Genomic DNA, 14128 nt, shown 5'->3' with positions numbered 1-14128 from the left:
TAACAATTATATAGATATAAATGACATATATTTTTAAAATTAATAATTAAAAGCCATCTACTGACAATATGAAATGAGGTTGGGCGAATCCATTATGTCTCAGCCTCTTTATAATCATATGCCATTGAGTCACACTCAATGATATATATGCTTCTATGTTATTTTATTATACAAAGATACTTAGTATAAGGATGAATACTAATCCTGAAACTGAAATAACCGTTTCAAGTAATGACCATGTTAGAAATGTTTCTTTAACAGTTAATCCAAAGTATTCTTTAAACATCCAGAAACCTGCATCATTCACGTGAGACAAGATAACACTTCCTGCTCCAATAGCTAATACTACTAATGCAACATTTACATCTGATGATTGTAGTAATGGTAATACAATACCTGTTGATGAAATAGCTGCTACTGTAGATGAGCCTAATGCAATTCTTAAAACAGCTGCAACTACCCATGCGAGTAATATAGGAGACATTTCAGTGCCTTCAAACAATTTAGCTATAGTGTCACCAACACCACCATCTATAAGTACTTGTTTGAACGTACCGCCACCACCTATAATCAAAATCATCATTCCAATAGGATAGATCGCGTTTGATACAGAATCCATGATTTCAGCATTTTTTCTACCTTGTCTTACACCCATTGTTATAATCGCAAATAGCACAGCAATTAACATCGCTGTACCAGCAGTACCAATAAAGTAAATGAATGATTCAAAGCCATTCGTCGCTTCTTCATTACCTGTCACTAACTGAACAATTGTAGAAAGTAACATAAGAATAACTGGTGAAATTGCTGTGAGTAAACTGATGCCAAATCCAGGCATTTCAGACTCTGAAAATTCTTTTTGTGCGCCTAAAGCTGATATATCCCCTTCGCGTTGATAAGCAGTTGGCGTAAGCTTTTGTGCCACTTTATTAAATAATGGACCTGCAATAATAGTAACAGGTATGGCTATGATAATACCGTAAAGTAACACATGACCTAAATTAGCTTGTAGTTCTTTAGCAATGACAACTGGTCCTGGATGTGGCGGTAAGAAACCATGAGTCACAGATAGTGCTACAACCATAGGAAGTCCTAGTTTTAATTGTGAGACATTAGCACGTTTTGCAATCGTAAATACTAATGGGATTAATAGTACTAATCCTACTTCAAAGAATAACGCTATACCTACAATAAAGGCTGCAATTAGCATTGCCCATTGGACATGTTTATGTCCAAACTTTTTAATAAGTGTATCAGCAATACGTGTAGCGCCTCCACCATCTGCCAATAGTTTACCTAAAATCGCACCTAAGCCAAAAATTAAAGCGATATGACCTAAAGTACTTCCCATACCGTTTTCAATGGTTTCTATAATTTTATCTAAAGGCATACCTAGTAAAATAGCAGTGACAATAGATGTAATAATCAATGATATAAATGTATTTAACTTCAAGAAAATAATCAGTGATAGTAATACGACGATACCTATAACCACTGTAATTAACGGCCAAATTGTTTCAAACATAATTGTTCTCCCCTTCAACATTTAGCATAACCGTTCATAATTTCAAAAGGTATTACCTTCATCATGATAACGCTTACTTAAATGTCTAAAAATTTAATTTTTTTAACTTGAATGAATATACAGCTATAAATGAAAATTGCATATTTTTATTTATAGCTTGTCATTCACTCAATTTGTATCAACAGTATCTATGCTTTATCTTTAACCATATGTTCACGCTGAAACGTAGCGATTTCAGCATAGCGCTCTTCTAAAGAACGACTTAAATTGATGAAAATTGATATTAGTTTTTGATAAACATTCACATTATCTGGATTTGGATGGTGTTGATTTGTTGTACCTACCATCTCTTCAATAATGGAAAAATCTTCAATTTCACCAAGTGCTTTCATACCAAGTACACAAGCACCTAAACATGAGCTTTCATAACTCTCTGGGACGATTAAATCCGTATCAAAGATATCCGCCATCATTTGGCGCCACATTTCACTCTTAGCAAAACCACCCGTTGCTTTAATTGTTGACGGTGTTTCATTCATTACTTCAATTAGTGCGAGATAGACTGTATAAAGGTTATATAGCACGCCTTCTAATGCTGCTCGAATCATATGTTCTTTCTGGTGAGCTAAGGTTAATCCAAAGAATGAGCCTCTTGCGTCTGCATTCCACAATGGTGCACGTTCACCTGCTAAATACGGATGGAATATCAACCCATCTGCACCTGGTTTGACACGATTAGCAATTTTAGTCAGTACATCATAAGGATCAACGCCCAAACGTTTTGCTGTTTCCACTTCACTTGCCAACAATTCATCACGCAACCATCGTAATACCACACCACCATTATTCACTGGTCCTCCAATGACATAATGATCTTCAGTCAAAACATAACAGAAAATTCTTCCCTTATAATCTGTTCGTGGCTTATCTATTACGGTTCTTATTGCACCAGAAGTTCCAATTGTTACAGCAACTTCACCTTTTTTAAACGCATTTACACCTAGGTTTGACAATACGCCATCACTAGCGCCTACCACAATTGGTGTATTTTCGTCTATGCCCATTAAAGTTGCATAGCGACGTTTCATCCCTTTTAATATATGTGTTGTCGGCACAATTTCAGGCAATTGAGATGATTGAATACCTAACAATGCTAATGCTTCTTGATCCCAGTCTAGATTTTCTAGATTGAACATACCGGTAGATGAAGCCATCGATTGATCAATTACATATGTCTCAAATAACTGATAAAAAATATACGTTTTAATGTCTGCAAACATCGCTGTTTGATTGTATATTTCTTGTTGTTCATGTTTCATCCAAAATATTTTAGATAAAGGTGACATTGGATGAATCGGTGTACCTGTTCTACTGTATATCGCATCACCGTCATACTTGTCTTTAATCATTTCTGCATATTTAGTCGCGCGATTATCTGCCCATGTCAAATTCTCAGTTAATCGTTGATGACTAGCATTCATTGAAATCAAACTATGCATCTGAGCGCTAAATGAAATTAATTTCAAATCGTTTTTATGAATATTCGCTTCTCTCATAACATATTTAATTGTCATCAGTACTGCATCAAATAACTCATCAGGGTTTTCTTCTGACACTTCTACATTTGGTGTATGCAAAGGATAACCAATATTATGTTTCATAATAAACTGCCCTTTTTCATCATAAAGCACAGCTTTCGTACTTGTCGTACCTATATCAACGCCTATCATGTATTTCATGGTTTTGCCTCCTATTTATACCTCTTGCTTGACAGTTATTATTTCATCCAAAAACTATCTATATCTTCGCCAACATCGTCAAAGTTCAAATGAAATGCTTCTCTTAGTTTTGTTGCATTTTGCGCTGCAACTGCATCGATAAACACTTCATGATTATGATGGATTCGTTCAAAATCCACTGGGTTTTCATTCATGCGCTTGCGCATAGATAATAAAATAAGCGCTTCCATTACTGGCCTTAAATTATTCCAAAATGTTTTTAAATATTGATGTTTTGAAGCTAATATCGTCACTTCATGAAATTTCATGTCGTGTTCTGTAAATGCCTCAGCGTCTTCAAATTTAACAGCAACTTTCATCATTTCTAGTTGTTTTCGCATTTCTTTAACTATTTGCTTATGATTATCTTTTTTTATCTTATTAAAAGCGAATGATTCTAACATAATTCTTAAATCATACAGTTCTTTTTTTTCATTATCTTTAAAAGGTAAGACATAGGCACCCATACGTTCTAAATGAATTAACTGATCTTGTTTTAATAATTTAAATGCATCTCTTACTGGAGAACGACTCACATTAAATTCTTGAGCAATTTGGTTTTCAGTTAACAATGTGTCTGGTGTAATCATCCCATCAACAATCCTTAAGCGTATTTCTGAAGCAATCATTTCACCTTTAGAAACACCTTCAAGCCATTGTTCTGGATAAATATATTCCAACCGACTTCACCTCTCCACTTAATCGATATACTTGTATACAAGTATAGTAATATACATTCCGCTTGATTGCAAGCGCTTGCAATTGTATAGATATCCTTTTAATTCCATAAAAAAGCGGCATGCCAAGTTTTCACTAGACATACCGAAATTTTTTATTTTAATGGTTTTATATTTTTACCGCGATACACAATGATGTGTTTGATGACAATACGGACATTGTAATTTTCTGGTTTTAGGTGTATGTGTAGCAAACATCCACGTCGCCAATTTAGGTTTGAATATTTGTTGACAATTCGGGCATAAATAATTCACGCGTTGATATATCGCTTTTGTCATAACCCCAGCATAAGCCACTAAAATAGGTAATGTTACTAAAAATGGCACCCATTTTTTTAGTAATATACTAGCCATGATTGATGTATACTGTATTATGATGGCTGGACTTAATTTATATAGTAGCGACATGTATAACGCCGTGCCCCGCTGATTTTGAATGGTATATTTATGTGTGTTAACCAACTTTTCAATCGGCGCTTGCGTATTGTCACTGATACTGTTTTCCAGTTGTTTGATTTCATAAGCAGTAAGCTTCATTTTATCAATTTCTTCAGTAATCTCAGATCTCTTTTGATATAACATGAATTTTACTGCTTGTAATTTTTTGTCTTCAGTTAATAGCTTTTTTATATCTTTTAACGAAAATCCCATCGATTTCAATATTAAGATAATTTCTAAATTTACTTTGCTTTGTTCATCAAATAGACGTCTACCATTACTTGATGATGGTACCGATTGTAACAATCCTTTCTTATCATAATACTGAATTGTTCTTACTGTTACATTGCAATGTTTAGCTAGTTCTCCTGTTTGATATAGTGTCATAAAATAACCTCCTTGACGTTAATCATACATGGTGACCTAACGTAACGAGCAAGTGTAACAATCGTTTTTAGTGCGGGATATTTGTTCGTGCCTCTAATTATCAAAAATTTCGGAATGAATATTTTGCATTTTACTTTCAACAGTTGTAATTTCATTGGCACATTGTTTTAAAACTTCTCTATAGTCCTCTGTATTTTTATTATTTTTGTAACGTATTTTGTGTTCTAAACTCGCCCACATATCCATACCTATTGTTCTAATTTGAATTTCTACTGGTACTTTTTCTACAGAATTCGCTAAAAATACTGGTATTGAGACTACAATATGCAAACTTCTATAACCGTTATCTTTCGGATTCATAATATAATCTTTTCTTTTTAATAACTGCACATCTGCTTGTTTTAACAATAATTCTTCAATGACATAAATATCATCTATATAATTACAAATAACTCTTATACCTGCAATATCGTATATATATGTTTTCGCTGATGCTGTGTTGATTTGGTAACCTTTTCTATCTAATTTTTTAATCAGACTTCTCATTTCCTTAACACGACGTTCCATGTGATGAATTGGATTGTGTTTATATAATTGTTGAAAATGATCGTCTAAAATATCGAGCTTAGTGCTAATTTCTTTTAGTGCAGAAGAATAGAGTTGCTCTAAAGCAACAAAATCAATGACCATTTCGAATGCTTCTTCGTAATTATTTATATAAGATAAACTCTCTTTAAATTCTTCTTTCAAATCATCCATATTCAGCGTTGGTTTACGTTCAATGTACATAAATCGTACCTCCAATAATTCTTCTCTCTTCAAACATTATAGCTAAATTAAAAGGATACTTGAAATAATACAGTAGATATTTACAATGCATTACACGATTCAGAAGTTATTTGTGTGATGGCAATGACATTTTTGGTTTTGGTTATTTCAGCTCACAAAAATCCATAGTTGCCTAACATTAGGGAATAGGCAACTATTTCAATTGCGTGACACTTTTTTATTTATATAAAAAACTTTTAACTTCGTCTTCACAATGATTTTCTACGCTATTCATTCATTTTATGTTCAATAATTTGAGTCCTTCTATTATCAGCAATATTACGCGCCCGCTTCATAGCATCTGCTTTTTTATCAAAGCTATCTGTAGCTTGTTTGGCACCATCAGATTTTATTTTCCATTCTTCATTCTCATAATAGACATGAACATCTTTGTGATTTAATTGTGGGTTCGCAGATTGATCACGTTCATGTACCGTGATTTTTTTATTTTTTAGCGCTTTCAATTCATCTTCAGTCGCATTCTCATACCAATTTTCAGCTTGTTTGGTAGCGATTGGAATCGCATTTTCCTCTTGATATCCATCTTTAAGCATCGCATTTCCAATGTCGATTGCTTTTTTTCTTTCCAATTTTTCCATATTTTTCCAACTTTGCGGATAATCTTCCATTGTCCAAGGCATGTGATAAAACCTCCATCTTCATAACTTATATTAATTCTCTTTTACCACCTTTTCCCTTTAACAAACTAAATAAATTCACAAAAAATAATATAATTATTTAAGTTAACCATGATTTGTTCTTTAATTGAAAGGGAATGATGAGTAAGAATCAGTGTTAAGTAAAAGGAGGTTTAACTAACATGAATCTATCTATTGGATTAATCCCTTCTCCTGATATGCCTCATAAATTAATTAATAAAATTTATTCAGAACTTCCAAAAGATTTCACAAAACATGTAGATAATGGCGTGGAATGGCAATTCGACATACATGTTGCATCTATGATTGGGACTGCAGAACATATGGATAAAGTTTTGGATATTGCATCCAATATGAAACAGCAAAAAAATTGGGATTATACAATTTGTATTACGGATTTACCTAACTTTTCTAAAAATAAAAGTGCATTATATGATATTGATTTTGATACTAAAACAGCGCTTTTATCATTACCAGCGTTAGGAACAGTTAAGTTAAAAGAGAAATTAAGACAATGCTTAATATTTATTGTTGAATACTTGCATTCTTCTGGTAGAAACAAAAGCACTTTAAACTTTAAACATTTTAAATTAACTCAATTTAAAGAAGTTATTCCTAAGGACCATAATGAAAATCATAGATCTCGCATTATCGCCAAATCTACATTTTTAGGTTGGCTCCATTTAATTTGCGGCATGACTTTTGCCAATGAACCTTGGTCTGCAATTTTTGATTTCAAAAAAATCATTTCTGTTTCATTTGCCACAGGAACTTATATTGCAATATTTTCTACACCTTGGGATATCAGTCTAGATTATAGTTATTGGCGGTTTATTTTACTGATGCTACTCTCTGTATTAGGCATGGTTGGTTGGTTAATTTATTCTTATAAATTATGGGAAAGACCTAGTGCTAATACACAAAAACTTTATCGCTTTATTTATAACATTACGACTTTTACAACCTTATTGACCATTACCTTTTTAAATTTTATAGTACTATATATTTTACTATCTTTAAGTACAATACTATTTGTACCGCCGGAGTTATTTTCAAATTGGACATCGTTAAACAGTAAGCATCCAACTATTTTAAACTATATTAATTTAATTTGGTTTATTACATCATTAGGTATTCTTGCTGGAGCTATGGGATCCACTGTTGAAAACGCTGAAAAAATTAAACGCGTGACTTATTCTTTCAGACAATACTATAGATCTAAATCATTGGAACAAGAAGATGAAGACAGCTCTAGTGCCTATGCTAAAGCTGATTACTACGAAGGCGAAAAACAATCACATCACGAGGAGGGATTAAATGAACACAACAACAGCTAAAATAGGTATCATTGCTGCACCGGGAGTAACTGAAAAAATTGCTCGTAACCTTGAAATTGAGTTACCTAATATTCTTAGTGAGCGATATGATCATTCAGTTAAATGGGAAATCGATACAATTATTGATCCTTTAACTGGTTCAGCTGAAAGCATCCAACAAATTTTTAGTAAAATAGCTGATTATCAAGAACATAATCATTGGCATTTTACAATCGGACTCACTGACCTACCGATGATTGAACAACAAAAAGTAGTTGCCTTTGATATCAATAGACAAAATGGTGCTAGTTTAATTTCTATCCCTGCTTATGGATGGCGCCCAATTAAAAAAAGAATTCAAAACTCTATATTGGCTATTTTAACAGCAATAGATGAATTTAAGCGTTCAGAAAAAAGTAATAATAACGAACATGCAATGCCACTAATGAATGCACAGTTTCCTTTAACCAATTTACAATCTCGAACTGTTTATTTTGAAAATACTACCTCTCAACATACACAATACTATGTGTCTTCAAGATCAAAAGGTATATTTCGTCTGGTTAGTGGCATGACATTTGCGAATAACCCATTTAATATGTTAAAAAGCTTAAGTAATGTTGTGGCAATTGCATTCACTACTGGTGCTTTCGGAATTATCTTTACGACTATGTGGAATTTAAGCTTTGTATATTCTGAGTGGCGCTTGTTATTAATGATGCTTGTAGCCATATTTGGTATGATGATTTGGATGATTATTGCACATAATTTATGGGAGTCCAAAAAAGAGAGCACGAATAAGCAGATTACCACCTTATATAACTTAACTACAACGATGACTTTAACTGTTTCTGTTATGATTTATTATGTCATCTTATTCTCGCTCTTTTTGGTCGCAAGTTTAATCGTACTCCCATCGGACTATTTAGGCCAAGCATTACAATTTAAGACATCTGCAAGCTTAATAACTTACATAAATTTAGCTTGGTTTGCTGCATCAATTTCGACAGTAGCAGGTGCAATAGGTGTTGGTCTAAATAATGAAACACTCATACTTGAAAGTACTTATGGATATAGACAAAAACAACGATACAAGCAATTACACAAAGAACAACAGCAACAAGAACAACAACAAAGAAAAGCGCAAGCAGATATACAGGAAAAAAGACAAGAAGAAGAACAAAAAGTTAGAAAACAACAAGATTCCAACTAGATATAAAAAGTAGAAATATTTATTATGCTACTATTAATTTTTCAAATTTATAGCGACTTCACAAAAACTACATTAAATTATAAGATTTAAATATAAAACAAGCCAATGTCATCGATTTTAACTATCGTGACATTGGCTTATATTGTATTATTCATAAGATAATTTAATTGCTTGTCTAGCATTTTGACAATTATGTTGAATACTCATTAAAGAAGTTCTAATGTGCGTGTATTGTGGTAAAGTTGTAATTTCTTGAACATTGATATTAGAACCAATTTCAAAATGTTTTGCTATATTTTCAAATACTAATAAATATTCTCCCATGGTTTCATCATCAATATGGTAACGTTTCTCATTACTTAACGCTCTCGTCAGCATAAAGCTAATTTCTTCTAATGCATATATACTAGGATAATAATATTGTATAACCATTTTATTACTAAATACTTCACCATTCGCACTGTTATATATTTGTTTCATATTATTTAGTTGGACACTTAAATGCAACATTTTTGTTTTATCACGTTCTCTGGATGAGTATTTGTTGCTTGAAAACAAGTAATGAAATAACACCGCTTCATTACGTGCCACTGTGGCAAGCGTGCCCGGTAACATTGAAGATGCAGTCTTTCTACCTATTACAAGTAACAAAATAACGGCAATAATAATACCAACAATCACATCGATAATTCTTGGAAGTGCTATTAAAATTGAAAGATGGTTTGATGCTAAGCCATTTAATAATATAACTTGGATTGTGATAAATATAACTGCAAATGAATAATTTGCACCTACAAACATTTCTGTTACCCCTGCTGCAACCGCAAGGAGTATGATAGCGATAGGTACAGGTGGCGTAGATAATAATATTAATGACAGTACAAGCACACCAATAATCGTACCAATGCCTCTTGATCCTGCACGTTCAAAGCTGTGTAATGTTGTTGAGCCCAATAATACTGTATGTGTACTAAGCGGAATCCAATATGCTTTGTCAAAATCAAACATCAATGCGATAAAAATTGCAATTGCCATGATAACGATATAGCGGATTGTATTTCTAAAGACAAATGAATCTATTGTCAAATTTGTAACTAAGCGATGACCGTAAATAGGTACACGTATATCTACTTCGTGTTCCAGCTGTGCATCATTTGCATTCATAATAGCATCAACTTTAAATATATTATCTACAAGTTTTTGATAAGCTTCATCAATATCAACTTGTTGTGTCCATGTTTTATTTGTCTTACCTTGCGTATATACTAAATTGATAACATAGTCCACCATCAATTTAATATCTTGAGGTAAAGGGCGCACATTTTTTTCATTTAATTCCAGTAATTCTGAATGTATACCTTGCGCAATATTATGTAACAAGATTAACCGCTGGAATTGCGGTGACTTTTGAGATTTGGCAGAACTTGCAGTGATGAGCTGGTTATCTGTATTTCTAAAAGCCGTCACCGCAAACCGAGATGCTTTTGAAAATGCTTTTGGATCATCAAAATTATAAACTAACTGTTTTATAATATTATAGTCATTTTTAATTGATTTAACTTCAGCTGATTCTTTTGAAAGTAAAATCACAACAATTACTACAAATGTTGCTAATAAACCTCCAATAAATACTGCAATACCTCTTGTTATTGCTTCATCTGGAGCAACTGGTAAATTGATTGGCAAACTGAATGCCACAATGAAAAAAGTTGACGAAGGTCCAGGAATATTTAATGAACTAAATACATAATATGGTACTACTGCTACAATCAATAACAAAATTCCAAATATGATTGGTTGATTGACAGTCAACGTACCTAACATCATCGATATTGCAAATACGATTGATGTAAAGAATACCGTACGAAGTTTAGATTTTGCCGTACCGCCAAACACATAAATATGTGCTAACGTACCTGTTGAAATTAATAGACCGATTGAAAAATAACCGACTAAATAGCCAATCATTAAAGGCAAAAACATTAATATAGCCTGTCTAATACCTTTAGCAACATCGATTTTCATTGCATTAAATTTTGTGAGTGACTTTAAATATTTAATCAATGGCGGTTCACATCTCCTTTTCATTTTATTTTAGCAATGATATAGCGTATGAAATAATAGCAAAACATAAAAAAGACGGGTGTTAGAAATCTAAAATTTATATTTCGATTTCATAGTCCCGTCCCCGTTAAGGTCATTTTATTTTGTGAAAAGCTTATTATACATAGATTTAAATATGAATACACTGTTGCTATACAATATTATAGATATTTAATTTATCCTTCAGCTCACTTTAACGAATACATGTATCTACAAATGGGGAAGTTAATTGTAAAATTGTTCATTTCACAAATTTTGGTTGAGAAATCATATACATTTTATTTAACGATTACTAAACTATTTTAACACTTTTATTGAATTCTGCTAGAGCATTTCCTACAAATCGTTTAAATGAAAATGTTAAATCATGACTATATTCTGCTATAACTCGTATTTTTATTCTGATTGTTTGATATCTTCATGCACTGTAGAATAATCAATATCAGATTCTAAAAATGTTGCGTTATTTACTGGGAAATGTTGTTCAAGTGTTTCAATATTGCTTATTTCTACATCGCCATGATTCATTTCAAAATCTAAAACATGCCCGCCTACTGTTTTATCTCTATCTACAAAATGCAAATGGAAACCTCCAGCAGCTATGCCATGAAAAAGTGTTGGTGCATAAAAACCTACTATTGTACCGTCAATTTGGTCATAATGATATTCAGGTTGTTGTTTAGCAGATTCAATTAATTTAGTATATGGCTTTTCTTGCTTTGGCATCATTCTGACATGTACATTTTCAAATTTCCCAGATATTTTAACTGCAAAAAATAAATTTTCACTGGCAGCGTGGCTTTTTGTTTTATTTAATAAATTTTCAGAATCGGTAATGTGTCTCACATCAAAGCTTACATCTGGTTTGAATGGTGTCACAGTAGAAAAAGGTGTCATTTCACTACCATCCAACTGTTTGAAATTACCATGAGCATCAGCATGATAAGCGACACCATCTAATATAATAACTTCACCGTCTGATCCTGTTAACGTGCCGATACCTAAATCACCATGTTTTAAAATTTCATTCATTTCCATAGTGCCTTCTAATAATCCAGCCATCAAAGTACCAAGCGTGCCATGTTGATATAGCATGATATTTTCTCTCCTTATATCAATATTAATTTTAAATATTTCGCTCTTTACAATTATTTACAACATATTATTATACAATATAATTGCATTTTTCAATATCTTTGTGCTCACATAGTGTTATGCGAACCCTGAATATTTATCGATATCAATCTTATATGCTTATTTTAAAATTATGATAAAAATAAACTTTGATTTCACTAATTATATACATTCAAGTACTAAATAAGTAAACACAAACTTCGATTCGCCAAGATGATGCCCACAAGTTCAATCCTTACGCTACAATATTTCAAAAAAATGAAAGCGTCCTTTTCTATTCAATTGAATTAGAAATGGACGCTTATGCGTTATTCACAGATGATTATCTTCTATTGGCTTATTTTCATAATTATTTAATTGAAGCAACTTCTATTTTAGGCGCTTCAAGTAAATAATTTTCTATTTCTTTAAAAAATGTTTGAAAATGTTCAGATTGATTATGTGCTTCCAAAGCAGCTTCATCTTTATATTTTTCTATAAAAGCAAAAGTTTGAGGTTCATTCGTATTTTCAAAGTGATCATAATATAATGCGCCTTCTTCTTTATTTGCTGCAATGACTAAACGTTCAACCTCTGCTAAATAATTTTCTCTATGCTCCACTTTAATCTTCATTACTGCAGTTACTAGAATCATGTATAACCTCCTGTGATAATCGTTTTTGCAAAACTAATTTTTAGAGATATTAAAGTTCTTCTTTTTCAATGATTAGCGGTTGATCTGGTTTAACAAAAAACCACATAATTATTGCAAATACTACTGGGATAATAACTAATTCTAACGTCACTGTCCAGCCAACAATATCAACCATCATACCTGCTAATAAAGGACTCAGTAATGCACCGATATTTCCCCATAAATTCATCCATCCAGATACTGAACCAGAGAAATTACGTCCTAAATCTGTAGCTGCTGCCCAACTCATTCCTGTAGCAATTCCTATTCCGCCTAAACATAATGACAGCCATAGCACATTTGTTACTAAATTGTTTGTTTGAATTGACATGAATAATGAGATACAAAATACCACAAACCCAATAATCGCAATAGACGCTCTCGCAACAAATCTTGATTTTCCATTTTGTAATAATTTATCAGAGATAGCACCGCCACATAATATTAACAAGAACATAGCAATCCAAGGTGCGCCCGCTGCCCAAGCCATATCAGGATCAGTTAATTTAACATTATATTGTTCGGTTAGATATGTAGGTAACCATATTAAGAATAGTGACACAACAAATTGAACAACAAAATATTGTGCTGCCAATGCATAAAAGCTAAATCTTCTTAGGAAAATATTCCACGGAGCGTTACTTTTTTCTGTTTTAATGATATCACGATTTTCCATAATATATCTTTTTTCTGCTTCATTAACCATTTTATGTTGTTCCGGTAAATCTTTTGAAATAATAATCCATAATAATGCAATGACGATACCAATAGCACCAAAAATATAAAATACAGCTTGCCATCCAAACATATTAACGATAGCAATCGTAACTACAGGTGCAATCACTGGCCCAAAATATGAACCTGCCAACAATGCACTCGAAGCACGCCCCTTTTCACCTTTCGCAAACCAAAATGAGTTAAACACTGCATTCGAAGGATACATAGGTGCTTCACCTATACCAAATAAAAAACGTACAGCATACAATAAACCATGATTTTTAACAACACCAGTTAAAATCGTGAAAGCACTCCACCATACGAGCGCGACTGTCAACATTTTTTTAGATCCAAACTTTTCTGCCAAAAAGCCTGAAGGTACTTGCATCAACGCATAACCTAACGAGAAAAATGATGCTAATAAACCAAACTGTGTTTTTGTCAAATGTAAATCTTCCATCATAGGTCCTGCAATAATTGAAATATTCGATCTATCCATATAAGCAATTACACCTATAATAAAAAACGCAATAGCAAAATACCATCTTATATTTGTTCTTTTTTGTTCCATTTTTTTTACCCACACTCTCTCCCTATATCACTAGTCATCATATGACCTA

The 14128-nt window shown here is 32.5% G+C and carries 12 protein-coding genes; 2 read left to right on the top strand and 10 right to left on the bottom strand.

Annotated elements, in window-relative coordinates:
* Positions 1-166 precede the first annotated feature (166 nt).
* The 6 genes from KA856_RS02605 to KA856_RS02580 form a co-directional block, all read right to left on the bottom strand.
* On the bottom strand, positions 167-1525 hold the full coding sequence (locus tag KA856_RS02605) for a gluconate:H+ symporter (protein ID WP_107384269.1): 1359 nt from the start codon (positions 1523-1525) through the stop codon (positions 167-169).
* Positions 1526-1713: 188 nt separating this feature from the next.
* Positions 1714-3264: a gluconokinase gene (gene gntK, locus KA856_RS02600; RefSeq protein WP_107385957.1), complete on the bottom strand. Its 1551-nt coding sequence runs from the start codon at positions 3262-3264 to the stop codon at positions 1714-1716.
* Positions 3265-3302: 38 nt separating this feature from the next.
* Positions 3303-3983: a GntR family transcriptional regulator gene (locus KA856_RS02595; RefSeq protein WP_107384267.1), complete on the bottom strand. Its 681-nt coding sequence runs from the start codon at positions 3981-3983 to the stop codon at positions 3303-3305.
* 174 nt (positions 3984-4157) lie between these two features.
* Positions 4158-4865: a MerR family transcriptional regulator gene (locus KA856_RS02590; RefSeq protein ID WP_107384266.1), complete on the bottom strand. Its 708-nt coding sequence runs from the start codon at positions 4863-4865 to the stop codon at positions 4158-4160.
* 93 nt (positions 4866-4958) lie between these two features.
* The gene (locus tag KA856_RS02585; protein WP_107384265.1) at positions 4959-5654 is read right to left on the bottom strand and encodes a GTP pyrophosphokinase; all 696 of its coding nucleotides are present in this window, start codon (positions 5652-5654) and stop codon (positions 4959-4961) included.
* Between the two features lie 266 nt (positions 5655-5920).
* Positions 5921-6334 (bottom strand): DUF2188 domain-containing protein, encoded by a 414-nt coding sequence (locus KA856_RS02580; protein ID WP_107384264.1) that lies wholly within the window; start codon positions 6332-6334, stop codon positions 5921-5923.
* Between the two features lie 179 nt (positions 6335-6513).
* On the opposite strand from KA856_RS02580, the gene KA856_RS02575 reads away from it, so the two are divergent.
* Both KA856_RS02575 and KA856_RS02570 read left to right on the top strand, forming a co-directional pair.
* A complete protein-coding gene (locus KA856_RS02575; protein ID WP_107384263.1) occupies positions 6514-7689 on the top strand; it encodes a hypothetical protein in 1176 nt (391 codons plus the stop codon).
* Entirely contained in the window at positions 7670-8881 is a 1212-nt protein-coding gene (locus tag KA856_RS02570) for a 5,10-methylene-tetrahydrofolate dehydrogenase (protein WP_210138492.1), read from the top strand. Before KA856_RS02575 ends, KA856_RS02570 begins: the two co-directional genes overlap by 20 nt.
* 147 nt (positions 8882-9028) lie before the next feature.
* Here the strand turns inward: KA856_RS02570 and KA856_RS02565 are convergent, their stop codons facing one another.
* The 4 genes from KA856_RS02565 to KA856_RS02550 form a co-directional block, all read right to left on the bottom strand.
* Positions 9029-10945 (bottom strand): FUSC family protein, encoded by a 1917-nt coding sequence (locus KA856_RS02565; RefSeq protein WP_107385962.1) that lies wholly within the window; start codon positions 10943-10945, stop codon positions 9029-9031.
* 435 nt (positions 10946-11380) lie between these two features.
* Positions 11381-12079 carry an acetolactate decarboxylase gene (gene budA / locus KA856_RS02560; RefSeq protein ID WP_107384260.1) on the bottom strand — a complete coding sequence of 233 codons (699 nt, stop codon included), beginning with the start codon at positions 12077-12079 and terminating at the stop codon, positions 11381-11383.
* A gap of 388 nt (positions 12080-12467) precedes the next feature.
* Positions 12468-12752 carry a putative quinol monooxygenase gene (locus tag KA856_RS02555; protein ID WP_107384259.1) on the bottom strand — a complete coding sequence of 95 codons (285 nt, stop codon included), beginning with the start codon at positions 12750-12752 and terminating at the stop codon, positions 12468-12470.
* 49 nt (positions 12753-12801) lie between these two features.
* Positions 12802-14079 (bottom strand): pyruvate MFS transporter, encoded by a 1278-nt coding sequence (locus KA856_RS02550; protein WP_107384258.1) that lies wholly within the window; start codon positions 14077-14079, stop codon positions 12802-12804.
* Between the last annotated feature and the right edge of the window lie 49 nt (positions 14080-14128).

Origin of the sequence: Staphylococcus sp. GDB9P120P, from assembly GCF_017893435.1 — a bacterium.
In the GTDB taxonomy this organism is placed as follows: Bacteria; Bacillota; Bacilli; order Staphylococcales; family Staphylococcaceae; genus Staphylococcus; species Staphylococcus cohnii.
The sequence above is the reverse complement of the archived record's forward strand: the minus strand, read 5'-3'. Positions and strand labels throughout refer to the sequence as shown.